27 protein-coding genes are annotated in these 23,959 nt (G+C 67.8%); 17 read left to right on the top strand and 10 right to left on the bottom strand.

The window, feature by feature from the left end; translation table 11 throughout:
- The first annotated feature begins 63 nt into the window (after positions 1-63).
- The gene (locus tag VFC51_11610; protein ID HZT07669.1) at positions 64-1,437 is read left to right on the top strand and encodes an HD domain-containing protein; all 1,374 of its coding nucleotides are present in this window, start codon (positions 64-66) and stop codon (positions 1,435-1,437) included.
- Positions 1,438-1,632: 195 nt separating this feature from the next.
- Here the strand turns inward: VFC51_11610 and VFC51_11615 are convergent, their stop codons facing one another.
- The 3 genes from VFC51_11615 to VFC51_11625 all read right to left on the bottom strand — a co-directional run bounded on the left by VFC51_11615 (position 1,633) and on the right by VFC51_11625 (position 3,956).
- Complete coding sequence (locus tag VFC51_11615; protein HZT07670.1) at positions 1,633-1,890, bottom strand: metal-sensitive transcriptional regulator; 258 nt, start codon at positions 1,888-1,890, stop codon at positions 1,633-1,635.
- Positions 1,891-1,931: 41 nt separating this feature from the next.
- Entirely contained in the window at positions 1,932-2,528 is a 597-nt protein-coding gene (locus VFC51_11620; protein ID HZT07671.1) for a rhodanese-like domain-containing protein, read from the bottom strand.
- A gap of 63 nt (positions 2,529-2,591) precedes the next feature.
- A complete protein-coding gene (locus VFC51_11625) occupies positions 2,592-3,956 on the bottom strand; it encodes an MBL fold metallo-hydrolase (protein HZT07672.1) in 1,365 nt (454 codons plus the stop codon).
- 230 nt (positions 3,957-4,186) lie between these two features.
- Between VFC51_11625 and VFC51_11630 the strand changes: the two genes are divergently transcribed.
- A complete protein-coding gene (locus tag VFC51_11630; GenBank protein ID HZT07673.1) occupies positions 4,187-5,563 on the top strand; it encodes an MmgE/PrpD family protein in 1,377 nt (458 codons plus the stop codon).
- Positions 5,564-5,584: 21 nt separating this feature from the next.
- On the opposite strand, the gene VFC51_11635 is transcribed toward VFC51_11630, so the two are convergent.
- Complete coding sequence (locus tag VFC51_11635; protein HZT07674.1) at positions 5,585-6,004, bottom strand: low affinity iron permease family protein; 420 nt, start codon at positions 6,002-6,004, stop codon at positions 5,585-5,587.
- A 79-nt stretch (positions 6,005-6,083) separates the two neighbouring features.
- On the opposite strand from VFC51_11635, the gene VFC51_11640 reads away from it, so the two are divergent.
- From VFC51_11640 to VFC51_11675, 8 genes are all read left to right on the top strand, one after another.
- A complete protein-coding gene (locus VFC51_11640) occupies positions 6,084-6,332 on the top strand; it encodes a DUF2905 domain-containing protein (protein HZT07675.1) in 249 nt (82 codons plus the stop codon).
- Positions 6,333-6,490: 158 nt separating this feature from the next.
- On the top strand, positions 6,491-7,192 hold the full coding sequence (locus VFC51_11645; protein ID HZT07676.1) for a class II aldolase/adducin family protein: 702 nt from the start codon (positions 6,491-6,493) through the stop codon (positions 7,190-7,192).
- Between the two features lie 81 nt (positions 7,193-7,273).
- Positions 7,274-8,659 (top strand): NAD-dependent succinate-semialdehyde dehydrogenase, encoded by a 1,386-nt coding sequence (locus tag VFC51_11650; protein ID HZT07677.1) that lies wholly within the window; start codon positions 7,274-7,276, stop codon positions 8,657-8,659.
- A gap of 5 nt (positions 8,660-8,664) precedes the next feature.
- Entirely contained in the window at positions 8,665-9,036 is a 372-nt protein-coding gene (locus tag VFC51_11655) for a DUF488 family protein (protein ID HZT07678.1), read from the top strand.
- A gap of 58 nt (positions 9,037-9,094) precedes the next feature.
- Complete coding sequence (locus tag VFC51_11660) at positions 9,095-10,111, top strand: LLM class flavin-dependent oxidoreductase (GenBank protein ID HZT07679.1); 1,017 nt, start codon at positions 9,095-9,097, stop codon at positions 10,109-10,111.
- 193 nt (positions 10,112-10,304) lie between these two features.
- Positions 10,305-11,489: a trypsin-like peptidase domain-containing protein gene (locus tag VFC51_11665; protein HZT07680.1), complete on the top strand. Its 1,185-nt coding sequence runs from the start codon at positions 10,305-10,307 to the stop codon at positions 11,487-11,489.
- A gap of 173 nt (positions 11,490-11,662) precedes the next feature.
- Positions 11,663-12,892: a hypothetical protein gene (locus VFC51_11670; GenBank protein ID HZT07681.1), complete on the top strand. Its 1,230-nt coding sequence runs from the start codon at positions 11,663-11,665 to the stop codon at positions 12,890-12,892.
- Positions 12,893-13,035: 143 nt separating this feature from the next.
- Positions 13,036-14,121 (top strand): hypothetical protein, encoded by a 1,086-nt coding sequence (locus VFC51_11675; protein HZT07682.1) that lies wholly within the window; start codon positions 13,036-13,038, stop codon positions 14,119-14,121.
- A gap of 114 nt (positions 14,122-14,235) precedes the next feature.
- Here VFC51_11675 and VFC51_11680 read toward each other — a convergent pair whose 3' ends face one another.
- A complete protein-coding gene (locus tag VFC51_11680; GenBank protein ID HZT07683.1) occupies positions 14,236-15,084 on the bottom strand; it encodes a slipin family protein in 849 nt (282 codons plus the stop codon).
- A 231-nt stretch (positions 15,085-15,315) separates the two neighbouring features.
- On the opposite strand from VFC51_11680, the gene VFC51_11685 reads away from it, so the two are divergent.
- The 4 genes from VFC51_11685 to VFC51_11700 are packed head-to-tail and all read left to right on the top strand — an operon-like array spanning position 15,316 to position 18,693.
- On the top strand, positions 15,316-15,990 hold the full coding sequence (locus VFC51_11685) for an energy-coupling factor ABC transporter permease (GenBank protein HZT07684.1): 675 nt from the start codon (positions 15,316-15,318) through the stop codon (positions 15,988-15,990).
- Positions 15,987-16,766 carry an energy-coupling factor transporter transmembrane component T gene (locus tag VFC51_11690; GenBank protein ID HZT07685.1) on the top strand — a complete coding sequence of 260 codons (780 nt, stop codon included), beginning with the start codon at positions 15,987-15,989 and terminating at the stop codon, positions 16,764-16,766. Before VFC51_11685 ends, VFC51_11690 begins: the two co-directional genes overlap by 4 nt.
- Positions 16,763-17,635 (top strand): ABC transporter ATP-binding protein, encoded by an 873-nt coding sequence (locus tag VFC51_11695; protein ID HZT07686.1) that lies wholly within the window; start codon positions 16,763-16,765, stop codon positions 17,633-17,635. Before VFC51_11690 ends, VFC51_11695 begins: the two co-directional genes overlap by 4 nt.
- On the top strand, positions 17,632-18,693 hold the full coding sequence (locus tag VFC51_11700) for a DUF1003 domain-containing protein (GenBank protein HZT07687.1): 1,062 nt from the start codon (positions 17,632-17,634) through the stop codon (positions 18,691-18,693). Before VFC51_11695 ends, VFC51_11700 begins: the two co-directional genes overlap by 4 nt.
- A gap of 78 nt (positions 18,694-18,771) precedes the next feature.
- On the opposite strand, the gene VFC51_11705 is transcribed toward VFC51_11700, so the two are convergent.
- Positions 18,772-18,963, bottom strand: a complete 192-nt coding sequence (locus tag VFC51_11705; GenBank protein ID HZT07688.1) for a hypothetical protein — start codon at positions 18,961-18,963, stop codon at positions 18,772-18,774.
- Between the two features lie 103 nt (positions 18,964-19,066).
- On the opposite strand from VFC51_11705, the gene VFC51_11710 reads away from it, so the two are divergent.
- Positions 19,067-19,522 (top strand): MarR family transcriptional regulator, encoded by a 456-nt coding sequence (locus VFC51_11710; protein HZT07689.1) that lies wholly within the window; start codon positions 19,067-19,069, stop codon positions 19,520-19,522.
- Positions 19,523-19,784: 262 nt separating this feature from the next.
- Here VFC51_11710 and VFC51_11715 read toward each other — a convergent pair whose 3' ends face one another.
- A complete protein-coding gene (locus VFC51_11715; GenBank protein HZT07690.1) occupies positions 19,785-20,126 on the bottom strand; it encodes a metalloregulator ArsR/SmtB family transcription factor in 342 nt (113 codons plus the stop codon).
- A gap of 165 nt (positions 20,127-20,291) precedes the next feature.
- Between VFC51_11715 and VFC51_11720 the strand changes: the two genes are divergently transcribed.
- Together VFC51_11720 and VFC51_11725 are read left to right on the top strand one after the other, a co-directional pair.
- Complete coding sequence (locus tag VFC51_11720; GenBank protein ID HZT07691.1) at positions 20,292-21,353, top strand: amidohydrolase family protein; 1,062 nt, start codon at positions 20,292-20,294, stop codon at positions 21,351-21,353.
- 32 nt (positions 21,354-21,385) lie between these two features.
- Positions 21,386-21,811 (top strand): hypothetical protein, encoded by a 426-nt coding sequence (locus VFC51_11725; GenBank protein ID HZT07692.1) that lies wholly within the window; start codon positions 21,386-21,388, stop codon positions 21,809-21,811.
- A 50-nt stretch (positions 21,812-21,861) separates the two neighbouring features.
- Here VFC51_11725 and VFC51_11730 read toward each other — a convergent pair whose 3' ends face one another.
- The 3 genes from VFC51_11730 to VFC51_11740 form a co-directional block, all read right to left on the bottom strand.
- Positions 21,862-22,518 (bottom strand): 3-oxoacid CoA-transferase subunit B, encoded by a 657-nt coding sequence (locus VFC51_11730; GenBank protein ID HZT07693.1) that lies wholly within the window; start codon positions 22,516-22,518, stop codon positions 21,862-21,864.
- A 16-nt stretch (positions 22,519-22,534) separates the two neighbouring features.
- The gene (locus VFC51_11735; GenBank protein HZT07694.1) at positions 22,535-23,239 is read right to left on the bottom strand and encodes a CoA transferase subunit A; all 705 of its coding nucleotides are present in this window, start codon (positions 23,237-23,239) and stop codon (positions 22,535-22,537) included.
- Positions 23,240-23,266: 27 nt separating this feature from the next.
- Positions 23,267-23,959: UbiD family decarboxylase (locus VFC51_11740; protein ID HZT07695.1), on the bottom strand; the 693-nt coding region annotated here is incomplete at its 5' end.

Here is a 23,959-nt window from a genome sequence, read left to right on the forward strand (position 1 = left end):
GGCCGAGGGTCGCCTCCGCGTGCCGCGCCATCGCCGCGCGGCGCCATCCTGATGGGACGGACTATGGACTCAGTCGCCGCCCTGGCAGCGGCATTCGCCCAACGCGGCAGGAGCCTCTACTTGGTTGGAGGCTGCGTGCGCGATGCCCTCCTTGGCTTCAGTACCCACGACCTCGACCTGACAACCGAAGCGGAGCCAGCCGAGATCAAGAGCCTGGTGAGCGCGGCGGGCGCCGACGCCATCTACACCATCGGCGAGCGGTTCGGCACCATCGGTGCAATCTTTGGCGAAGACCAGGTCGAGATTACGACCTTTCGCTCGGAGAGCTATACCCCGGGCAACCGCAAACCGGAAGTCCAGTATGGGACAAGTCTCGAGGCCGATCTGTCGCGACGCGACTTCACGGTGAACGCCATGGCTCGCCCAGCGGCCGGGGGCGGGATCATCGATCCCTTTGGTGGGCAGGAGGACCTGGCTGCGAAGCTCATCCGAGCGGTCGGCGACCCGGACGAGCGGTTTGCCGAGGATCCGCTGCGCCTCCTGCGCGCGGTGCGCTTCGCCGCGCAGTTCGGGTTCGCGATCGAGCCCGCGACGCGCGCGGCCATCGCTCGGAACGCCAACGCCCTGCGTACGATCAGCGCGGAGCGCGTCGCCCAGGAGCTGAACCGCATCCTCCTCGTCGATCGCCCAAGCCGCCCCATCCGCGAGCTGTGCGTCCTCGGGTTGATGCAGCACATCATCCCCGAGCTGCTCGCTCTGCGCGACGTGCGGGCGCCGGGGCTGCGGCACAAGGACAACTTCGAGCACACGCTCATGGTGCTGGATCGCACGCCGTCGGTTCTCGCCGTCCGATGGGGCGCGCTGCTGCACGACATCGCAAAGCCCAGGGTGATGTCGGTCGAGGATCAGGAGGTCCACTTCTACGGCCACGAGGCGGTGGGCGAGCGGATTGCGAGGCGGATACTCCAGCGGCTCAAGTACGACCGAGCCACAATAGAACGCGTCGGCCTGCTCGTCCGGCTCAGCGGGCGAATCAACTCCTACGAGGGCGAGTGGACCGATGGCGCCGTGCGACGGCTCGTGCGCGAGGCGGACGATGCTCTGGACGATCTCCTGGCCCTCTCGCGGTCGGACGTGACCAGCCGGCGCGAAGAGCGAGTGCGCGCCGCCGAGGACCGCGTGGAGCAGCTCCGTGAGCGCGCGCTCCGCCTACGGGAAGAGGAAGACGTCGCGAGGATCCGCCCGCCGCTCGACGGACTCGAGCTGATGGAGATGTTCGGCCGCGGGCCGGGCCCCTGGATTCGCCCCATCAAGGACCGCTTGCTGGCCATGGTGCTCGACGGCGAGCTGGCGCCCGACGATAAGGAGCGCGCGGCCGAGATTGCCCGAGCGCTGATGCAGGAAGCGGGTAGCCCGTCTGCGACGGGCTCGGGGTGAACGGTTCTCTCGCCCTGCGACGGGCTCGGGGCGCACGGTCGGTCGGCGGACTATGAGTCGAGGGGCGGCCTCTCCCCGATAGCGGCTATCCTGTCACGCGCTGGCCACGACTTGTCGCACGTACCGAACGTCGCGGCGGGTCCCCGGCGGCTTACTCGTCGGATGCCACGGTCCCGCCGCCGATCGAGCGATTCGTCAGTCGCGTCGCGCCAACAATCGAACCGCCCGTCCAACCCGTTCGCGCATCTCGTCCGGCGGAAGGGTGTTCACGCACTCGTCGATGTGCGCGGTGATCAGCTCTTCCGTGGCGCGCCCGATGGCGTGGCGGACGGCGGTGAGCTGCGTGACGACGTCCTCGCAGCTCCGGCCCTCCTCGATCATCCTGATGATGCCGCGGAGCTGGCCCTCAGCCCGGCGCAGCCGATCTCGAACCCGCTCATCCTGCGTTTTCATTCTGGCCCTTTCCTCACCACTCCAAGGCTCGTCCAGGCGGGTCATCCCACCTGGGCAGGTTGGGCGCCGGCGCTCAGCTGGGACACCGCCGCGGCGGGGTCGCAGCGCGCCCCCTGGTTATAGGGCAGCTTGCTGAGGAGCATTCCCATGAGGCAGCTATTGGTGAGCGCGGCGGTGGTTAGCCCTGCTCCGATGGCCCCCGCGATCCATTTGGCTGGCTCGTAGGCGAGGCTGCCGAGCACGCTCGCGAGGACGATCGCGCCCGCGACGAAGCGCACTTGGCGTTCCAGGTCCCAGCGCTGGCGGCCGCGCTGCACCGCGCCCCCGGCGGACTCCCAGGCCAGGATTCCACCTTCCAGCACCTGGGCGTCGCCGATTCCGGCTGCCGCCAGGAGGCGTTCTGCGTGATGGGCTCGATTTCCGGAACGGCAAATCAGCACCACCGGTTGGCGAAGCCCGCGTGCCAGCTCATCCAGGTGGCCCTCAAGGGTATCGAGCGGCAGGTTCACCGATCCTGGGATGTGAATGGATTGGAACTCGGCAGCGGTCCGGACGTCGATGAGCGCGACCTGGCGTTCACGCCGGAGCCACTGGGCGAGCGTGGGACTGTCGAGAGAAGAAGGTCGACCACCGGCCATTGGATAGGATCCTCCAGAGGAATGTGCAAGCGACGAAAATTCGCGCGATCAATCGCAAACGGCTCAGGCAGCTTGGCCGCCGGAGGCCAGGCGCATGAGGTCGGGGATGCCGCCGCGGCTCACGACAATGGGGCGGAATCCCGCGCGCTCCAGGAGCCCCGCCGCGATGGTCGCCCGGTAGCCGCTGGCACAGGCGACCCACACGGGCTCGTCCGGGGAGAGGCCATCCGGAACGCGGTCGACGAGGTCCGGAACATAGGTGTGGAACCCGACGCCCAGGTGTCCTGCGTCCCACTCGCCGGGCGAGCGCACGTCGAGGATCTGGCGCACCAGTCCCCGGCGGAGGGCATCCGCGGCCTCGGATACATCGACCGTCTTGAAGGCTGCCAGGGACTCCGGGGTCCTATTCAGAGGGTCGAGGTCCTGCACCACGCCCCGCACGTCGTCGAAGCCGATTCGCGCGAGCTGGACCATCGCCTCGGCGAGATCCTGGCCTGGATCGAGCACCAGCACGATGGGGCTGCCGAAGGGCAGGATCCAGCCAGCCCAGACGCCAAACTGCTCGTCGAGTTCGATTCCGATCGATCCGGGAATGTGGCCGGCGGCGAAGCGCTCGCGCGGGCGCGCGTCCACGACCCAGACTCGGTTTGCCAGGGTGCGGACGTCCCGCTCACTGAGGGACGGAACGGTTTGCGCGGGCATTGGCTGGGGGCCGAGGACGTTGATGGGCCCCATGGCGGCATAGTACGTCGGGTATGGCTGAAGTCCCGCGAGCTGAGCGCGCACGAACTCGGCCGCGTCGCGGTGAGCGAGCGCCGGATTGAACGCCTTCTCGTGCCCGATGGTCGAGGTGCCCCTCGATGCCAACGAGGCGGAGCAAAAGGACCCCGCGCCATGGGTCGGGTAGAGCGGCACCTCGTCCGGGAGAGCCGCGAGCCGCTGGAGCGAGCCGAATTGGAGGACGCCGAGCTGGCCGGCGCGCGCAGGCCCCAGGAGATCGGTCCGGCCCGCTGAACCGGCGAGGAGGCTTCCGCCAGAGAAGAGCGCCACCGGCCGGCGATCGAGCAGAACCAGATAGCTGACGTGCTCGGGCGTATGCCCTGGTGTGTGGATCGGCCGGATCGTGAGCTGTGCCTCGGCCTCCAGATCCTCGAGGTGGAAGGCTGGCACGTGCTCAAAGGCTGCGCCCGCGGCCGCAGGCAGCACGAGCTGGGCCCGACTGCGACGCGCGGCCTCGCGCCCGCCGGAAACGTAATCGTTGTGCAGATGGGTTTCCAGGACGTGCCCGATCCGAATGCCGGCGCCGTCGGCGAAGTCGATGAACCGATCGACGTCGCGCTGAGGATCGACGAGGATGCCGACGCCCTCATGGGTCAGAAGGTAGGTGGTGTCGCCCAGCCCGGGGGTGCGAAATGCCGCGATGTCCATCGGGACTCCTTGCCGTGAGCTGCTGCGCAGATTATATACCAATACCAGGTATGGGTATAATCCCGAGATCCCGGGCAGCGCTGGCGCCGCGCGCTCGAGCCCGGACGCGGAACGGCGAGGACCGCGCGAACGAAGCTCGATGGCAACGGGTGTTCTCTTCTTGCGCACAATGGACCCGGGGAAAATCAAGAGATAATCGGTCATTCGTTGGGCCGTGTTTGGAGGGGTGGATGAGCGCATCGAGGCAACCCGCGACGCCTGGCGTCACCGTCGCGCTCGCCGAGTACGCGGCGAGGGTGACGTTCGAGTCCCTGCCGTCCGCCGTTGTCATTGCCGTGAAGCGCCTCATCCTGGATTCGTTGGGGACGGCGCTCGCGGCGGGGACCATGGGGGATGGGTGCCGCGAGCTGGTAGACATGGCGGTCGCGTGCGGGGGGCGCCCCCAGAGCACGATCCTCGGATTCGACCGCAAGGGTCCGGCGCCGCTCGTCGCGTTGGCGAACGGCGGGTTGGTCCACGCGCTGAACTATGACGCCGGGGGACCGGGACACTTGGGCGTCGTTGCTCTCGTCGCGCCGCTGGCCGCTGCGGAATACGTTGGCGGTGTATCGGGCAAAGAGCTGATCGCGGCATCCGCCACCGCGTGCGAAATCACGGCGCGCATGTCCGTCGCGGCGCACGGGGCGGACATCCGCGGTGAGCTGCCCTGGCTCGCGGGTCAGTTCCTGAGCTACGTGGGGTCGGCCGCCGGCGCTGGACGCGCCCTCCGGTTGTCGCCCCTCCAGATGCACAGCGCCATCGCGCTCGCCGTCATGCAGGCCGCCGGCACGCGTCAGGTCGTGCTTGACGGCGATCCGCCGGCCAAAGCCGTCTACGGCGCGTTTCCCAACCAAGGCGGCATGCAGGCGGCGCTCCTGGCCCAGTTGGGGCTCCGCGCCGATTGCGCGGCGCTCGAGGGCAGCGGTGGCTTCTACGCTGCCTTCCTCGGCGATAGCAGCCGCGCGGCCGGGATCGCCGACGGACTGGGGGATCGCTACGTCCTGGCGGGTGTGCAGTTCAAGGCGTGGCCGACGAGCGGTGTCGTCGCGCCATACGTCGAAGCTGCCCTGAACCTCCGTCGGACCCACGGTTTGTCCGCGGATGTCGTCGCGCGCGTGGAATTCACCGGTGGAGAGCGGATGCGCCACTGGTGCGAGCCGCTAGAGGAGCGGCGAGCCCCGGCGAGCGGCGCGACGGCGGCCAACAGCATCTTCTTCGGCATCGCCAATGCGCTCGTCCACGGTGCAGTGACGCTCGAGCGCTTCTCACCCGCGGGCCTAAGCGACCCGAGCGTGCGCCGCCTCATGGCGCGGACTGAGTACACGGTGAACGCGGACCCGTCGGAGCACGCGGCGCTGCGTGTCTGGACGACGCGCGGGCCCGCGGTTGAGGCGCCGGTGGCGGCGAGCGCGAGCCCCGTGACCGAAGCCCAGCTCGTCGCCAAATTCGTCGACTGTGCGCGGTATGCGCCGCGCCCGATGGAAGCGGACCGGGTGCAGCGGCTCGTGGAGCTGGTTCTGGACCTCGAAGCAGTGGCCGACGTCAGATCTCTGACGGAGCGTCTCTAGTCTTCGGTGTCGGTTCTACGCTCACGAAGCCTTCCGCCGCGGCTCCTCCGCCGCCACCGATCCGCCGTCCCCCGGCTCGTTCGGCGTAGCTCGCGCCCGAATCGCCTCGAACTGCTCCTGGAGGCGCTTCAGATCCTCGTCGGTCAGCTCCTCCAGGTTGACCAGGTTGGTTCGGGCACCGGTCACCGCGCGCAATAGTTCGTCGAGCTTGAGCTGCATCGCCCGCGTGTCGCGGTTCTGCGAGTTCTGGATCATGAACACCATCAAAAACGTGACGATCGTGGTCCCGGTGTTGATGACCAGCTGCCAGGTGTCGGAGAAGGCAAAGACGGGACCCGTCACCGCCCATGCGACGACGACCGCAACCGCGAAAATGAACGCGCCGGGCGAGCCCGTCGCTTCCGCCATGAACTGGGCAAATTCGCGAAATCGCTCGTTCATACCATTCGATTCCTCGGACCGATTCCTCGCGCGCCCTTTTTTCCACTATACCGGTATGGAAGATGCGGGAGTGTGGGGAGTGGTGGTGGAAAATCCCGGCTTGCTGGATCTCGGTCGCGTTCTAATCATCGCTGGCGGGCTGCTCGTCCTCATCGGCGTCGCCATCGTCCTGGCGCCGCGCATCCCGTTTCTCGGACGGCTGCCGGGCGACATCCTCTTTCAGCGCGATGGGGTCACCATCGCCATTCCGCTGGCCACGTCCATCCTGCTCAGTCTCGTCTTGACGGTCCTCCTGAACCTCCTGGCGCGCATCTTCAACCGATCATGACACGCACGCGTCCCGGCCTGGCTTGGGTACTCCCGCGCGCCTCCGCTACCATGACTCCCGAAGGGGCGACGGGCTATTCACCGTCACCTCGTGAAATGCGCCCCGGGACCTCGACGTACCCAGCCGTTCCATTCCAGCAGGACGATCGGAGGATTGACGTGCCCGAGCCAAGCATCGACGCGCTTCGCGAACAGATCACGGCATGCACCCGAATGCTGGTGATGCAAGAGATCATGGACTACAGTGGCCACGTCAGCGCGCGGATCCCGGGGACCGATCGCATGTTGATCCAGCCCCGTGACACGAGCCGCGCGGTGCTGAAGCCCGTCGATCTGCTCGTGGTTGATCTCGATGGCAACCTCTTGGAAGGCGAGGGGCCCGCTCCCTCTGAGACTGCGCTCCACCGTTGGGTGTACCGCTCGCGCCCGGACGTCGCCGCCGTGTGCCACGGCCATCCCGCCATGTCGACGCTTTTCACGGTTGTCGACCGACCGATGGTTGCCGTCCGCAATTTCGCGTACCGGTTCATGGGCACGCCGATCCACGCCGATACGACCCACATCCGCACCGACGAGCAAGGGCGGGCGGTGGCCCGGACCCTGGGTCAGCACCGAGCGTGCCTGCTTCGCGCACATGGCACCGTCCTGGCCGCCCACAGCGTGCCGGAGCTGTTCATGGATTGCCTGGAGCTGGAGGAGAACGCCCGGAGCCTTGCCCTCGCCACCGGGCTCGGCGCCCTCTCCCCCATCTCGGATCCGGAAGCCGCGGAGCTGGAGGTCTCGTTCGGCAAGAACGACTACCGGGTCAGCAAAATCTGGGAGCACTATCTTCAGAAGGGGGCAGCCGCGGGCGTGATCTGATGCCCCGATCGCGAACCGAGCCGGGCGCGCGACCGCGGCATTTGGGCGACAATAAGAGAAAAAGGGGACGACGCCATGGCCATGCAGTCGATCAATCCCGCCACGGGCGAGGTCCTCGCCACCTTCGAGGAACATTCGGACGCGCAGGTTGACGCGATCCTGACCGAGGTGGCGCGCGAGTATCCGAACTGGCGCAACCGCTCGTTCCGCGATCGGGGGGCGGCGATGATGCGGGCCGGGGACTACCTGCGCGCCCAGAAGGCGCGCTTCGCGCAGCTCATCACCGTCGAGATGGGCAAGCCCATCGTCCAGGCCGAGGGTGAGATCGAGAAGTGCGCGTGGGCGTGCGACTACTACGCCGAGCACGCCGCCGAGTACCTCGCGGATCGACCCGTTGCGACCACCGCGCGCGACAGCTATGTTGCCTTCGATCCGCTGGGGCCGATTCTGGCGGTCATGCCGTGGAACTTTCCCTTCTGGCAGGTGTTTCGCTTCGCCGCGCCGACGCTCATGGCGGGAAACGTGGCGGTCCTCAAACACGCCTCCAACGTCCCGCAGTGCGCGCTCGCCATCGAGGAGGTGTTTCAGGAGACCGGGTTCCCCGCCGGGGTATTCCGAACGCTGCTCGTCTCGAGCCGCTCGGTGGAGCGGATCATCGCCGACGATCGGATTCGTGGGGTCTCCCTCACCGGCAGCGACGTCGCCGGCGCGACGGTCGCGGAAGTCGCCGGGCGCCATCTGAAGAAATCGGTGCTGGAGCTGGGCGGATCGGACCCCTTCATCGTGCTTCGCGACGCCGACCTCGACGCGGCAATCGACGTTGGGACGACCGCTCGCTATCAGAACACGGGCCAGAGCTGCATCGCTGCCAAGCGATTCATCGTTGAGGAGGCGATCGCCGACGAGTTCGAGCGTCGATATACGGACGCGGTTGCTCGCATGCGCGTCGGTGACCCGCTCGCCCGCGACACCCAGATCGGGCCGCTGGCACGGCCGGACCTGGTGGACAATCTCCACGCGCAGGTTCGCCAGTCGGTCTCGATGGGCGCGAAGGTGCTGCTGGGCGGCGACCGCATGGATGGGCGGGGCAACTTCTTCCAGCCGACGATCCTGTCGAACGTCGGTCGCGGCATGCCGGCCGCCAGCCAGGAGACGTTCGGCCCCGCCGCGGCGTTGATGCGGGCGCGGGACGCCGATGAGGCGGTCGCCCTCGCGAACGACACCCAGTTCGGGCTCGGCGCGGCTCTCTGGACCCGCGACGTGGCGCGCGCTCGGGAGATGGCCCGCCGCATCGAAGCTGGATCGGTGTTCATCAACGGGCTCGTCGCATCGGACCCGCGGCTTCCCTTCGGGGGCGTGAAGCGGAGCGGATTTGGGCGCGAGCTGAGCGATTTCGGCATCCACGAGTTCGTGAACGTCAAGACGATCTGGATCGGCCCACCGGCCCCACCCCCGGTCCCGAGGTAAGCGGAATGAGCGTTCGCCTCCGTCGCATCTACGAGCCACCCGAGCCGGACGATGGCGTCCGGATCCTCGTCGACCGGCTGTGGCCGCGAGGGCTCAAGAAAGAGGACGCGCATATCGACGCCTGGCTGCGCGACGTGGCGCCCAGCAGCGACCTCCGTCGCTGGTTCGGCCACGACGCGGGCCGGTGGAGCGACTTTCGCGCGCGATATCGCGCCGAGCTGCAGGAGCCCGAGCGCGCAGCGGATCTCCAGCGGCTCGTCGACGAAGCGCGAAAGGGTCCGGTTACGATCCTCTGCGCAGCCCACGATCTGGAGCAGAGCAATGGCGCGGTGATCCGCGACCTGATCGCCGAGCGATTGGGCCAGCCCGCGGCGTAGAATCACGCGTCGCGCTCTGGTGCGCGGCGTCCCCATCTCGCGCTCCGGAGCAAAGGGCGTGCGTTTTCACATGCATCTTCTGCCGACCTATTTCCCGGATCGGATGAGCCCGTTCGAGGGCTATTACCGCGAGGTGCTGGAGGAGGTCGCGCTGGCTGAGGAGCTGGGGTGGGAGTGCTTCTGGTTCACCGAGCACCACTTCCTCCCGTACGGAGGCGCCATCCCCAATCCCGCCGGATTCCTCTCGGCGGCGGCCGCTCGAACCTCCACGATCCGGCTGGGATCGGCCATCTCGATCCTTCCGCTCCACCACGCCGTCCAGATCGCCGAGGACTACGCCATGGTGGATGCCATCTCGGGCGGTCGACTGGAGTTCGGCATTGGCCTCGGGAATACGGCGATCGACTTCCAGGTCTTCGGCGTCGACCGGGAGGAGAGCCGCGCGCGCTTCGAGGAATCTATCGAGATCATCCTGAAAGCCTGGACTCGCGACCGTTGGAGTCACGACGGCGCGTTCTGGCAGATGCAGGACGTGTCGGTCTTCCCACGGCCGGTCCAGCAGCCCCATCCGCCCATCTGGGTCGCGGGTGTCTCGCCCGAGTCCCTGGGGTGGGCCGGACGCCATGGCTGCAACATCATGACTGTCGCGCACTCGTTTCCGCCCGAGGCCTATGTGCCCGGAATCGCGGCCTGGCGCGCGGGCATCGAAGAAACCGGGAGCGACCCGCGAAACTTTCACTGCAAGCTGCATCTTCGCGTCTGGGTCGACGAGGACTCGGAGCGCGCGCGGACCGTGGCTGAGGCGGCGATCGCGCAGTACGAGCACGTCGCCACTGTGGGACGCGAGCGGCGGATCCCCAAGCCGCCCGGCCCCTACGACTGGGCAGGGATGCTGGCGAGCGGGCGAAACGCGTACGGCACGCCGGAGGAGTGCATTCGCGCTATCCAGAACACGCTGCGCAACTACGAGTTCGACATCCTGAGCACCACCTTCAACTACGGTGGGATCCCCCACGACCAGGTCATGGCCGCAATGCGGCTCTTCGCACGCGAAGTAATGCCCGCATTCGCTTAGGCGCACGCTCGCCAGTGGCCGAGTCTGCGCGTTCGTATAGCAGCGTTCCCTTTCAGAAGACGGATTGCTTTGTTTCATTGCTGAAAGGAGAATGCAAGAAGAGTGCAAAGTCGCCGCCAAAGTCGCCAACTCTGCTGAACAATTAGAGTGGAGTCCAGTTTACGGGTTCGAAAGTCTCTCGTGGGGGGACGACATGCACCACCTTCGATATCTCTCGCGAGTTCTGTTGCCCCTGGTCCTCGTAGGCGCAACGTTGCTCGGCAGTGTGGCGTGCCAGATCGTCACGCCGCCCCCCGCTCCTCCAAGCCCCGCGGCCCAGACGCCGACGAGGCCCAGCGCGACGCCGGCGCAGCCGGCGCCGCCGCCCAGTGGTCCGGCGGCAGATCTCGGCAACGCGGTCCGTCAAGTCGCCCAGGCGGTGCGGCCGGCGGTCGTGCAGATCACGAACCAGCAGACGACGGTGGACCTGTTCAACCAGCCGTACACGGTCCCCGCCGGCGTGGGCTCGGGCGTAATCTATGACAGCCAGGGCCACATCCTGACAAACAACCACGTGGTGCAGGACGCGCAGAGTCTCCTGGTGTCGCTTCCGGACGGGCGCTCATTCCCGGCGCGGCTGGTCGGCGCAGATCCGCAGACTGACCTCGCGGTGCTCCAGATCACCGCGGACAATCTGCCCGTGGCACGCCTCGCGGAATCGAATCACCTCCAGGTCGGCGACTGGGTCGTCGCCATCGGCAATGCCCTCGGCCTGAGTGGCGGCCCGACGGTGACGTCGGGCGTGGTCAGCGCCCTCGGGCGCACGGTCCAGGAGCCGTCGAGCGGGTCTTCGAGCGCGGCCGGCCCATACCTGTTCGATCTCATCCAGACGGACGCGGCGATCAATCCAGGAAATTCCGGCGGCCCGCTGGTCAATCTCTCCAACGAAGTCGTCGGCATCAACACCCTCGTGGCGGGGCAGGCTGAGCCCGGAGTGCCGGCGCAGGGGATCGGCTTTGCCATCTCGATCGACACGGCGAAGCCCATAGCCGACCAGCTGGTGGCGACCGGTCGCGCGGTTCATCCGTACCTGGGCATTCGCTATCAACCGCTGAACCCCGCCATCGCGTCGCAGCTCGGGATCCCCAGCGCGCAAGGGGGCCAGGCGCCGCACGGCGTCGTGATTCTTCAGGTCCTGGCGGGATCGCCCGCGGGGAACGCGGGGCTTCGGCGCGGCGACGCGATCATCGCCATCGACGGCAATGATCTGAAGGACGAGTCCTCCCTGGCGCAAACGATCAATCAAAAGAAGCCGGGCGATTCCCTGACCCTGAGCGTCCTTCGCGGGAATCAGCGCCTCAGCGTCCAGGTGACCCTGGGCGAAGCGCCGCCGGCGTAACGAGCCGTCACCTCCAGGTTGCGGGCCGTAGAATACCGTGGCGCAGATCGGGCGATGGCCGCACGCCCGGTCGCGAGCCACGCTGATCAAGTGGCAGACCGTGCCCACGCCCCCTCCTCGGGTGACTGCACAGCCCATACTGCGCCACCAGGCCAAGATCAGGAGGACGCCCGATGTCGATTCGCCTTACGCTCAGTTCGCTGTTCGCGCTCGCGGCGGTGGTTGTTCTGACGGGGCATGCAGCTCAGCCGAGGGATCCATTGGCGCCTGTGGCGCAGGTCAGAGCAACGACGGCGGCGAGCCCCACCGCGATCCCAACCAACACGCCGCTCCTGGCCGTCGCGACTCCATCCCCGACCGCGGCGCCGACGAGCCTGACGCCGACCGTGGGTCCGCCGACCCCGGGCCCGGGGGAATCCGTGCAGACGACCGCCCACTATGCCCTGGTGCTCTCCATCGGCCCTGTCGAGACCATGCTGATGCCCGACCAGACGACCGGCGCGCGTTCGGGTGAGGTGATGGCCCAGATGCCGGGCATGCCGATGGTGACGCCCGCCACAACCGATGAGGGCCAGCCGGTGAATCATCACGTCGAGGTTCACGTTCGTGACCTTGCCACCGGAGCCGTCGTGTCCGACCACGTACCGTCCATCATCGTCGTGGACGAGGGGGCCGGTACGTCGCGGCAGCTCAGCTCCGTGATGCCCATGTACGACGTAGCGAAAGGGCAGGACGACCTGCACTTCGGACAAAACGTCTTCCTCGCGCCGGGGACCTATTCCGTCCGGGTCGAGATCGGTGCGGAGGGCGTGGTCTTTCGCAATCTTTCCGTGGGTGGTGCGGAAGGGACGCCGGTGCCGACCATGGCGCCCATGGAGGCGGGCCCGGCGCCGGGTGCAGTCGCGCAAGCGCCCGTGCCAGTGGCCGAGGGGTTCGCGTACCTCACCGACGCGTCCGGCCGGCTCGTGGGAGTCGCACGGCTTACGTCCATCGGCAACGGCGTGCAAGTCGACGCCCGCTTCGCCGGCCTCGCGCCGGGGTCGCACGGGTTGGATCTCGAGGCCGGGGCTGGATGCGATGCGACTCCAGCCACGACCGCGGGCACGGCTGCCGCGCTACCGGCGCTCTCGATCGACGATGATGGGTCCGCCTCATACACCGGAACGGCCAGCGGTGCGACGCTGATCCCAGACGCGACGATTCTGGCGGCGTACACCAGCGACGCAGTGGCCAGCGGTCGGATCGCGTGCGGCGTGCTGCAGGCTGGGGCGCTCCGGGCCGCGGATGGCCACTCGATCCTGGATGAGAACGCGGCGATCCAGGCGCTTTTCACCGCCACCTGGGGCATCTATGCGCCGCAGGAGTGGGTCCTGGAGCATGACGCGCAGATCGGCGCCCGCTGATCCGCACAGCGGTGGCGATGGGGGCGGGGCGAGCATCCCCGCCCCCCCATTCGTTTGATCGCCAGAACGGGCCGTCGTATGCTTCAACCAGAACCGGGCCCATCCGATCTGGGGCACCTCGATCGAGGGAAGGAGACGGAAAGATGTACCGCGTTGGGAATGTGCCGCGACACGGCGAGGATTCGGAGCTCTTTCACCACTCGTGGACGCGCAAGGGGTTCTTCGGTCCCTACGCGAACCTCTACAAGACGCGCAATCCGGGCGAGCCCGTCCGCTGGGACTTGCGCCTGGGGCCGGCCACCATCGACCCGATTGAGGCGACGCCGAGCGACCTGGACCGGCCGGACGGACGACCGATGCCGCTCCTCACGAACGGCAACGCCACGGTCTCCGTTTCGCGGCGATCCACCCCAATGCCTTTCTGCGTTCGGAACGTCGATGCCGACGAGCTGTACTTCATCCATCGCGGGGCGTGCCGCTTCCATACCGAGTTCGGCGTGCTGGACGCCGAGCCAGGAGACTTCGTGTACCTTCCGAGAAACGTCGTTTATCGGACGGCGCCGCGAACGAACGAGACGGTTCACCTGATTCTCGAGACGCGCTCGATGCTGGAGTCGGCCGACCGTTACCACCGGGCGCACGGGGAGACGAGCGCAGGTCTCGACATGAGCCTGATCGTCGTGCCCGATCCGTCCCAGAGCGGCGGCCCCGTCCAGTCCGAGTACGAAGTGCAGCTGAAGGTTGATGGCGAGTATTACTCGATGTACTTCGACTTCGATCCCGTGGGCGTTACGGCCGGTTGGGCGGGAGACCCCATCGTCTACAAGCTGAGCGGCTGGGACGTCCCCTGCGCATCCCTGCCGTCCACCCCTCCGACGGCGGCCGTCTTCCTGACCGAGGAGAGCGACTGCGTCGTGACGGTGCACACCCCGAGAGGCCTGGTGATGACGCGCGGTGGCGGGCCGCCTGCCCACACGAACGACTACGACGAGATCTGGTTCCTCCATTCGACGGCGAACGCGGAATCCGAGCGGATGGGTAAGCTGCGGTGGGAGCCGCAGGGTCTCACGCAGCCCGGAGCGCGGCTGACGCACGGCGAGCGACCGCGCCGGCCTGCGGACATTCCGGTCCTCAACGTCAACGTGGACGTCCGGCAGCGCCTCCACGTGACACGCGAGGCGGAGGGGTTGGTGCGGGAGCGCCGCGCCGCCGCCACCGCGCGCGCCTAACCCGCGGGCGTTGCCGCCCTGAAGGCGGGCCTGACCGGCGGGGTTGCCGCCCTGACCGGCCGGGTTGCCGCCCTGACCGGCGGGGTTGCCGCCCTGAAGGGCGGGCCTGCGGACCTAGGCCCCAAATGTAGGCGGCGACGGCGGCTGCGGTTGCGAAGGCGGATTTGGTCCCTGGCCAGCTCCCGCTTCCCGGGCGAGGGCTGTGATTCCCGTCAGCGTGCCGAAGTTCATGCTCTCCACTGCCGTGGACGGCACGATGACGGTAGAGGTACCCCCGGCCTTCATCACCTCGTACAGCATATTCATCCCGCGCAGGTGAAGCGCCATCGGATTGGTCTCGTAGACGTTGCCAGCTTCCGCGAATCTCTGGGCCACGGCGACCTCGCTGTCCCCGAGGATGACCCGCGCCTGCCGCTCGCGGTCGGCCTGGGCCACGCGGCTCATCGCATCCTGGAGCACGTCGGGGATCTTGATGTCGCGCATCTGCACCGACGACACCTTGATCCCCCATGGCTCAGTCTGGTTGTCCAGGACCTGAGTCATCGCCGCGTCGAGGGCTGCGCGCTCTGAGAGCACGCGGCTGAGATCGTTCTGGCCGATGACGTCCCGGAGCGCCGTCTGGGCGCTCCCGCGGACCGCCGTGGGATAGTCCGAGACCTGCAGCACCGCGCGCGCCGGGTCGATGACGCGCCAGAAGACGATGGTGTCCACGTTGACCGGCACGTTGTCCTTCGTCAGGGTCTGTTCGGCGGTGAAGCTGCTGGTGACCGTTCGGAGGTCGATGGTGAAGGGCGTGCGCTCGATCCAGGGGAGGAGCAGGAAGATTCCGGGTCCGCGGACGCCCGTGAAGCGCCCAAGCCGCAACACAACTTTGCGCTCCCATTCGTTGCAGAGCCGGAGGGACGGCAGCACGATGCCCAGGGCCAGGATCACCACGATGATGAGGAACGTCGAAAATGACATGGCCACTCCATTTCTCAAACGCTCTCGACGCACGCCGAACTGGCGCGTAGCTCGGACGGGCGCAGACGCAGGATACCGGTTGCCGCGGGCCGTCGCCAGAACAAGCAGGAGCGAGCCGCCGCTGGCGCCGCCAGCGGCTCGCATGGAAATATATATCGAAGAATCTTGATATTCTGATATATCTAACCGACCGTCCCCGATCTCGCTGGAGGTGGCCCGATTACGCACATCATGGTTCCAGACGGCGTGCTCCCAGCATGGCTGTGGATCGCCGGCTGGATTCTGGCCGCTTTGGCCATCGCCGCGGCTCTTCGCAGCGCCACCGCTCAGGAAGGCGCGCGCCTCATCCCTCTCGCGGGGACGATGGCCGCCGTCATGACCATCGTCATGTCCTTGGAGATCGTGCCCCTCGGCTACGAGCCCCACCTAACGGTCCTCAGCGGTATCCTGCTCGGGCCGTCGTACGGGCTGCTGGCGACCTTCGTATTCAACCTGCTGCGCCTGATGGTCGGGGACGGTAGCGTCACGCTCCTCGGCCTGAATACGCTCTTGCTCGGACTGGAGACCGTGGCAGGCGCGCTGATCTTTCGGGGCCTCACCCGCGTGTGGCCGAACGCCGGCCAGGTCGGGCCGAGCGCCGCGGTAGCCACGTTCGTCGCGCTCGCCTTGTCCACCATCGCGTTCCTGGGGCTCATCGCTTTCGCCGCCGTCGACCCCCGCTCGATCGCGGAAGAGGGCCTCTTGGCGCGCGCAGGGACCGACGAACCCGGGTTCGCCCTCTATGCGCGGCTCGTGCTGGCGCTGGGTGCCATCGGATGGACGCTGGAAGCAGTGGCTGTGGGAGCGATGACCGCGTTCATCTCCGCCGTGCGGCCCAGCCTGATCCGACGCGCGACGGTGACGTGATCGACGTACTCGCCATCGATCGCTGGTCCAGCCGCGAGCTGGGCTGGGTGCATCGAGTGTCCCCCGGTGTCAAGATCGTGGGCGTGATTCTGGTCATCGCCTTCCTCGTGGTCGGTCATTCCGCGGGCGCCCTGGCTCTGGTACTGGGCGCCGTGATTGCCGCGCTCCTCACTTCGCGGCTGCCCGTCGTACCGATCGCCGGGATGGCAGTCCTTCCCGTGACGATGTCGGCCCTCTTTGCCACAACTCGCCTCGGAGGTAGCTGGGAATCCGCCATCGTGATCGTCGAGAAGGGAACGATCAGTAGCCTGACGCTCCTGCTGCTCGTGTCCTCGACTCCGCGAACGGATCTCTTTCGCGCGCTTCGACGCGTAGCCCCGTCCATCCTGGCCGACATGGTGATGCTCGCGTACCGATCTGTCTTCATCCTGATCGAGCGGGCGCTCGATACGCGGGACGCGGTTCGGCTCCGGAGCGCGAGCCTACCGCCTCTGGCGCGGCTTCGCCGAAGCGCGCTCGTGGCCGCGCTCGCGATCCTCCGGTCGCACGAGCTGGCGGAAGAGCAGTACGCGATGATGCGCCTGCGCGGCTACCCGGGCGCAGCGCCGGCAGACGCACGTCGCCCGCGGCTTCCCCGAGACGCGGCGTTTCTCCTCGCGACCGGCGCGTGGCTCGCGGGGGCGCTCGCCGTCGCACCAGGGCTGCCGCTCGCGACGAACCTCGCGATGGCGGGCGCGGTGGTGGCCGGGGCGGGCGCTCTCCGGAGCCGTCCGTGACCGAATCCCTCGCCTATGCCCGCGACATCCGCGTCGATTATCCGGACGGCCGCGCCGTCCGGATCGGCGGCATCCCGTTCGTCGTTCGCCGAGGCGAACGCGTCGCGATCGTGGGACCGAACGGGAGCGGGAAGAGCACCCTGATTCGCGCGCTCGTCGGGCTGCTTCGGCCATCCGATGGCGAGATCCGCGTGTTTGGCCATGACCCGTCGCGGGAGTTCGACGCGATTCGGCTGCGCATCGGGGTGGTGCTTCAGGACGTCGACGCGCAGCTCCTCGCGCCGACGGTGGCGGAGGACATCGCGTTCGGGCTGGCCGGGCGCGGACTGACCGCGGCGGAGGTGAACGCGCGCGTGGCGGAGGTCGCCGACTCCTTCGACCTCGGCGAGGTCCTCAACCGGGTGCCCCACTATCTGTCGGGTGGCGAGCGCCGGAAGTTGGCGCTGGCCGGCGCGCTGGTGACGAACCCCGAGCTTCTCGTGCTCGACGAGCCTTTTGCCGGACTCGACCCACGCTCACGCGCCGAGCTCATCGACCTCGTTCGGTCCGAGCACGCGCGCCGCCGGATCTCTCTATTGCTGACAACCCATGAGGTTGAGGAGCTTCCGCGGCTCGTGGACACCGTGTACGTGATAGCGGAGGACGGCTCTCTGGCCGCTCGGTCTACCCCGGACGAGATTTTCCAGATGCACGATCTGCTCGAACGGTGTAACGTGAGGCCGCCTCAGCTGGCGCGGCTGCACGCCCTGCTTCGGGCGGCCGGGGCGGAGCTTCCGAGGTTCGAAAATCCGGAGGCGGCAGCGGAGGCGATCATGGATTGGGCAGGACGCCCGAGGACGGACTCGATGGGAGGTCAATCGAAAGGATGAAGGACGCCGCGATTAGCTCCACCCACGCGCTTGCGCGAACGAACACGGCCCACATCCTCGACCGCCTCAGCGACGTCGAGCTGCTTCGGGCGCTGCCGCCCGACGAAGTCCAGGCCCTCGCCCCGAAAGTCGAGCTGGTCGAGGTGCCCGCCGGTCAGATCGTGTTTTCCCAGGGGGATCGGGGAGACGCGCTCTACGTGATCGAGGCCGGCGAGGCGCAGGTCCAGCGGGATGGACGGATGGACGTCGCAACCCTCGGGCCGGGCGAGGTATTCGGGGAGATGGCGATCCTGGCCGAAGAGCCGCGCTCCGCGACAGTCCTCGCGCGCACGCCGCTCACCCTGTGGCGGCTCTGGCGGGCCGACGTGCACGATCTGGTCCAGGCGTCGCCGCAGTTTGCCGCGGCGCTCCGCGAGCTGGCCGAGAAGCGGCGGGCCGGCGTGCCGATTCAGCCGGTCGGGCGACGCGTATGGCTCACGGCGGCGCTTCGGACGTGGGGCGCGCGGAATCTGGGGATCTCCGGCTTGCGGGCCGCCGAGGAGCGGCTGGCGGCGGCCATCCAGCGCAAGCGCGCAACGCGCGACGTGAATCGCCTGCATGAGGAATCCCTCACTGTCGGCCAGCGCCTCGCAGACCGTATCGCGGCCACCATGGGGAGCTGGCCCTTCATCATCGCGCAATCGTGCCTGCTAGCCCTGTGGGTCACAATCAACGTCACTGAGTTCATCTTTCATTCGTGGGATCCTTACCCATTCATCCTCATGAATCTGCTGCTCAGCTTGCAGGCCGCCTACGCGGCGCCCGTCATCATGATGAGTCAGAATCGCCAGGCCGCGAAGGACCGGCTCCAGGCGGAGCTCGACCTCCGTACGAATCTCCACGCGGAGACGTTGATCGAGGAGCTGCATGGCGCGATGGAGGATCTGCGTTTGCGCCAATGGCAGGAGCTATTGGAAATGCAGGAGCGGCAGATCAGCTATCTCGAGGCGCTCGTTCCAGGGGATCTGGCGCGGAAGACCCGGGACGACGGAGCGATACCCGGCGGGACCGGCGGCTAGCGCCGCCGGGGGGGCAGGGCATCCGGTGTCGGGGGCCCTGCCCGAGAAGGAGCGCGCGATGGCGCGCGAAGATCGTGGTTAGGACCAGCCCCAGGTCTCGGCGAGCGCCAGGGTCGCCGCGCTCTCCGCCAGGCTTTCAGAGCTGCGCTGCTTGTCAGCCGGCGACGCAGCCGGGCGCTGATCTCGGCGGACGCGGCCCAGGAGCGTTCGCGACGCGCGAAATGCGGGCGACGGTCGTGCCTTTCCGGTCTGGCTCAAGGTCTCTGTCATCGGGTTGCCTCCCTGTGTTTTCAACGTCTATGCTATTTATACCTAACTATTGCTTGTACATGCAAATATTTTGCTGTGAAATTGTTTTCATTGGAGATTGCTCGTGATAAGCACCGATGACCCGGGCGTTCAGGCATGGCGGACGCTGCTCCGCAGCCACGCCGCCATCGTCCGCGAGCTGGATGCAGCCATGGAGCAAGAGGCCGGAATGTCTGTGCGCGCGTACGAAGTCCTGGTCCGGCTCGCCCATGTGCCCGGGGGCTCGCTCCGGATGGCCGAGCTGGCGAACAGCGTGTATCTCTCGCCGAGCGGCATCACGCGTCTCGTGGACCAGCTCGTGCGCCGTGGTCTCGTGACCCGGCGCAAGGACCCGAACGACGCGCGCAGTTACCTGGCCGAGCTGACCAAGCGGGGGCAATCGAGCTTCGAGCGCGCCTCGGTGGTGTACCGCGGGGCCGTTCAGACGCATTTCGCCCAGCGGCTCTCCACCGAGCAGCTCCTGTCGATATCTGAGATCCTGGGCGCCTTCGCTGAGGGGCTTCCGCGGCGCGCATCGTGACGGACGTGCGCCGAAGCGTCGAACGGGATGAATTGACCCGATCCCGAAGCGCCGAGCGCCGGAGGAGCGCCGAAACCGTGTTTACCGCGGGTTGACGAGCAGACACCGTGGTCGCAACCGCCGGCGGCCACACTTCGGGGCGAGCATGCGCGCGCGGCTCGCGAGCACACACCACGGAGCCCGAGGGCGGGATCACAATGACGTGCCCGTCGCTCGGGCGCTCGCTCTTCTAGCGGTTGGAGGCGGACAAGGGGACGGGACGCTAGGACGCGCGCGGGTCGCAGCAGGGGCTCGAGCAGGCATACGCCTGATCCGAGCCGGCGACCACGACCTCCTCGGACGCGGCGAGGAGCCGCTCGATCGCGGGGTGGGACGCCCCGTACCAGACGCTGCGCGCCTCCTGGCGCCGAGTCGCCAGCCCCGCGGCGTGCAGCGCCGAGAGGTGCGTTGAGACGGTGGACTGCGAGAGTCCGGTCGCCTGCACAATGTCCGACACGCGCTGCTCGCGGGGAATGAGCGCTTCGAGGACGGTCAGGCGTCCTTCGTCGCCGATGGAGCGAAAGAGCCGCGCCATCAGCGGCACCATGTTGACCGGGCGAATCATGTGCTCTCCTTGAGGAGGTCGGAAGGCGACGCTCGGGCCCTCGGGTCCCGTTCGCCATTGTAGCAGACGCCGGTGCCCGCGCTTGCGTCTCCTACAGCGCGGCCAATAAGCTAATGCTCGATGCGGCTCGTCGCGAGCCGGGCAGCAAGGCGGGAGGTGCGGGGCATGGCGCCTGAACGGGTCATCGACGCGGACGGACACATCATCGAGTCGGAGACCGAGATCTTCGCGTACCTACCACCGCCCTATCGCGGCCAGGATCAGCTCTTCTCCTATCCGTTCTTCCCCACGCTCGACGGCTGGCATCGAGCGGCGCGCCGCGTCACGGACGGAAAGGGGTTCGTTACCGAGCGCCCGGACGCCGGCGCGTGGATCGAGTACCTCGACGATGCGAACATTGCCGCGACTGTCCTGTTCCCCACGGCCGGCCTGGCCTTCGGGCTCATCTCCGATCCGGAGTGGGCCGCCGCGCTCGCCCGCGGCTACAACGATTGGCTCTCCGATCGATTCATGCGGGCGGACCCCAAGCGGATCAAAGGCATGGCGCTCATTCCGGTCCAGGACCCGCCCGAGGCTGCGAGAGAGCTTCGCCGCGTCGTCCGGGACCTGGGCATGGTGGGCGGAATTCTCCCCGCCGTTGGGTTGCAGCGCGCGTTCGGCGACCGCCAGTTCTGGCCGATCTACGAGGCCGCGCAGGAATTGAACGTGATCCTCGCGGTCCATGGTGCGCCGAACCACAATCTTGGCCTGGATCGCCTGCAGCGGCTCATCGAGGTCCGCGCCCTCACCCATCCGTTCAGCCAGATGATTCAACTTACCAGCATGATCTTCAGCGGCGTGTTCGACGCGTTTCCCAGGTTGAGAGTCGCCTACTGCGAGGCGGGCTGCGGCTGGGTGCCGTTCATGGCGGAGCGGCTCGACATGGAGTTCCACAACCGCACTGCCCAGGCGCCCGATCTGAAGTGCCTCCCGAGCGAGCACATGGCCGGCGGGCGCATCTTCTTCCACACCGAGCTGGACGAGGGCGGACTCGCGGCGGCCGTGAACAAGCTCGGGCGATCGGACGTATTCTTCTCGGCGTCGGACTATCCGCACGAGAAGAAAGAAGAGTACCCCGAGAAGATCGCCGACTTCCTGGCGCGCCGGGACCTCCCGACCGGCGCCCAGCGCACGGTCCTCTGGGACGTGCCCATTCGGATGTACGCGCTGGACCAAGCGGCCCTCTAAGGCGAGCGCTCGCGATTCCCCGGCACTGCCGAGTGCTCGCGCTCATCGCCGGAGCGACCGCGGCGATGCTCGCCGGGTGCGCAATCCTGTCGCCACCGAATCGACACCCGGGATCGACCCAGGGCGAGCTGCGAGTGCGGTCGGTCATTCGCCGTGCCGAGTTCGCGTATGAGCCGATTGTTCTGGTTACCGCGGCGGACGTCCCAGTGCGTCTGACGTTCGACAATCACGTGGACGGGCCGATGAGCGGAGGAGGCGTTCCACACACGTTCACCATCGATGCGTGGCCACGCGTTGGGTGGTTGACGCGGATCCTGGGACACACCGTCGACATTCCGGTTCGCGCCAATGACGAGGCGGACGGCGAATTTCAACTGCCGCCGGGTAGCTACGAGTTCTACTGCACCGTGTTCAGTCATCGCGAAGCGGGAATGGTCGGTACGCTGACCGTTGAGTAGCGGCCGGTGTGGACTCTGCGGACGGCCGTCAGGCGAGGGCTCTCGCGCCGCTAGTTCGCGATCTCGCGGACGTCCGCGTCGACGATCAGGCGCGGCTGCGTGATCGCCTGGACCTCCTCGGCCGTCACGCCGGGCGCCAGCTCGCGCAGCGCGAGCCCCTCGGGCGTCACGTCCAGCACGCAGTAGTCGGTGATGATCCGATCGACGCACGCCACCCCGGTGAGCGGGAGCGTGCACCGGTCGAGAATCCGCAGCTCACCCGAGCGGGTCACGTGCTCCATCGTGACGACCAGCCGCCGGACGCCCACCGCGAGGTCCATCGCCCCGCCCATCCCCCTCGGCGCTGCGTTGGGCGCAGCCCAGTTCGCGATGTCCCCCGTCGCGGAGACCTGCATCGCGCCCATGATGGCCACGTCAAGCTTGCCGCCGCGGATGAGTCCGAAGGAGTCGATGGTCGGGATCAAGGCCGCGCCCGGCACGATCGTCGCGAGCGTCGTCTCGACGCTCACCAGGTCGGGATCCATCTCGTCGGGTTTGGGAGAAGGCCCGAGCCCGAGCACTCCGTGGCCGGAGTGCAGGATCACCTCGACGCCGGGCGGCACGTGGTTGGCCACCAGCATCGGGATGCCGACGCCCAGGTTCACGTAGTCGCCGTTGCGCAGCTCCCGAGCGGCCCGTCGAGCGATCTGGTCGCGCGTCAGCGGCACGGCGTGTGACCCGACCTCACGCCCGGCGCTGCGCGAAGGGCGACTGGGGGTGATCGATCCCCTTGGATCGTCGCGCGACGACGACCCGGTGAACGAAGATGCCCGGCGTGTGGATGCCGTTGGGATCGAGCTGGCCCGGTTCGACCAGCTCCTCCACTTCCGCGATGCAGACCCGGGCGCTTGCCGCCATGAGGGGGTTGGTGTTGCGCGCCGTTTCGCGGTAGACGAGATTGCCGTGGCGGTCGCCGCGCCACGCGGCGACCAGCGCGAAGTCCCCGTGAATCGCCCGCTCGAGCAGGTATGGCTTCCCCTCGAACTCGCGGACCTCCTTGCCCTCCGCTACCGGCGTCCCCACCCCCGTCGGCGTATAGAAGGCGGGAATCCCCGCGCCGCCGGCGCGGACGCGCTCCACGAGGGTGCCCAGTGGGACGAAGGTCACGTCCAGCTCGCCGGCCCGGAGCTGTCGCTGGAACGCCGCGTTCCCGACGGCGCGTGCGAGCAGCATGCGGCGGACGCGCTGCGCGTCGAGGAGCTGGCCGATGCCCCAGCCGTCGAGCCCCGCGTCGTCGGAGACGGTCGTGAGGTCGCTCGCCCCCTGTTGGGCGAGGGCGCGCAGGAGGTTCTCCGGCACGCCGCAGAAGCCAAACCCGCCGATCAGGACCGTGGCCCCGGACGGCACGTCGTGAACCGCATGCGCGACCGACTCAACGACCTTGTCGATCACCCGCCGCGAGCGTCCAAGATGGATCTATCGGCTTGGCGGGGTGTCGCCGCGGAGGATCCACCCCCACTTCTCGCGCGTCTCCCGCTTGTAGGCGGGGTCTGGCCCGATGGCGTGGGGGAACTTGTCCATCCACTCGTACGGCTTGCAGGCGTCGATGATCAGGCGCGAGTTGAACCCCTTGGCGTCAGGATGGATCGCCGGGTCCAGCGGACCGCTCCAGGCCCGCTTGATGATGTCCAGCGAGCGCTCCGGATCGGACCGCGTGCACACCGCCCACATCACCTCGTCCAGGTCCGTCACGTCGATGTCCTCGTCCACCACGATGACCAGACGCCCCAGGTACGCGCCGGCCCGGCACATCGCCGCCACGTGCCCCGCCTGCCGAGCATGGCCGGGATACCGCTGCTTGATGGAGATCACGTTCAGGAGACGGCAGCCGCCCACGCCGTGGCACCAGGCTGCGACGACGTCCGGCACGCCGGCGAGCCGTACCTCGCGGCGAAGGAGCGCGGAGCGCAGATAGATGCGGTACCGGTGCGCTTCATAGGGCGGCTTGTTGGGCGGCGCGCCCAGAATGATGGGATCGTCGCGGTAGTAGACGGCCTTGACGTCGACCACCGGCTCCTCGCGCGAGCCGCTGGCGTAGTAGCCCGTCCACTCGCCGAAAGGCCCTTCCATGAGCTTGGTGTTCGGATATGCGAAGCCCTCGAGGACGAT

This window comes from Chloroflexota bacterium (assembly GCA_035652535.1).
In the GTDB taxonomy this organism is placed as follows: domain Bacteria; phylum Chloroflexota; class UBA6077; order UBA6077; family SHYK01; genus DASRDP01.

What these genes read in the sequence shown, in the direction of transcription:
- VFC51_11610 (HZT07669.1), top strand. Translation starts at nt 64, where the DNA reads ATGGACTCAGTCGCCGCCCTGGCAGCGGCATTCGCCCAACGCGGCAGG.
- VFC51_11615 (HZT07670.1), bottom strand. Translation starts at nt 1,890, where the DNA reads ATGAAAACGCAGGATGAGCGGGTTCGAGATCGGCTGCGCCGGGCTGAG.
- VFC51_11635 (HZT07674.1), bottom strand. Translation starts at nt 6,004, where the DNA reads ATGAACGAGCGATTTCGCGAATTTGCCCAGTTCATGGCGGAAGCGACG.
- VFC51_11700 (HZT07687.1), top strand. Translation starts at nt 17,632, where the DNA reads ATGAAGGACGCCGCGATTAGCTCCACCCACGCGCTTGCGCGAACGAAC.
- VFC51_11720 (HZT07691.1), top strand. Translation starts at nt 20,292, where the DNA reads ATGGCGCCTGAACGGGTCATCGACGCGGACGGACACATCATCGAGTCG.
- VFC51_11670 (HZT07681.1), top strand. Translation starts at nt 11,663, where the DNA reads ATGTCGATTCGCCTTACGCTCAGTTCGCTGTTCGCGCTCGCGGCGGTG.
- VFC51_11625 (HZT07672.1), bottom strand. Translation starts at nt 3,956, where the DNA reads ATGGACATCGCGGCATTTCGCACCCCCGGGCTGGGCGACACCACCTAC.
- VFC51_11650 (HZT07677.1), top strand. Translation starts at nt 7,274, where the DNA reads ATGCAGTCGATCAATCCCGCCACGGGCGAGGTCCTCGCCACCTTCGAG.
- VFC51_11715 (HZT07690.1), bottom strand. Translation starts at nt 20,126, where the DNA reads ATGATTCGCCCGGTCAACATGGTGCCGCTGATGGCGCGGCTCTTTCGC.
- VFC51_11680 (HZT07683.1), bottom strand. Translation starts at nt 15,084, where the DNA reads ATGTCATTTTCGACGTTCCTCATCATCGTGGTGATCCTGGCCCTGGGC.
- VFC51_11675 (HZT07682.1), top strand. Translation starts at nt 13,036, where the DNA reads ATGTACCGCGTTGGGAATGTGCCGCGACACGGCGAGGATTCGGAGCTC.
- VFC51_11630 (HZT07673.1), top strand. Translation starts at nt 4,187, where the DNA reads ATGAGCGCATCGAGGCAACCCGCGACGCCTGGCGTCACCGTCGCGCTC.
- VFC51_11665 (HZT07680.1), top strand. Translation starts at nt 10,305, where the DNA reads ATGCACCACCTTCGATATCTCTCGCGAGTTCTGTTGCCCCTGGTCCTC.
- VFC51_11655 (HZT07678.1), top strand. Translation starts at nt 8,665, where the DNA reads ATGAGCGTTCGCCTCCGTCGCATCTACGAGCCACCCGAGCCGGACGAT.
- VFC51_11705 (HZT07688.1), bottom strand. Translation starts at nt 18,963, where the DNA reads ATGACAGAGACCTTGAGCCAGACCGGAAAGGCACGACCGTCGCCCGCA.
- VFC51_11685 (HZT07684.1), top strand. Translation starts at nt 15,316, where the DNA reads ATGGTTCCAGACGGCGTGCTCCCAGCATGGCTGTGGATCGCCGGCTGG.
- VFC51_11620 (HZT07671.1), bottom strand. Translation starts at nt 2,528, where the DNA reads ATGGCCGGTGGTCGACCTTCTTCTCTCGACAGTCCCACGCTCGCCCAG.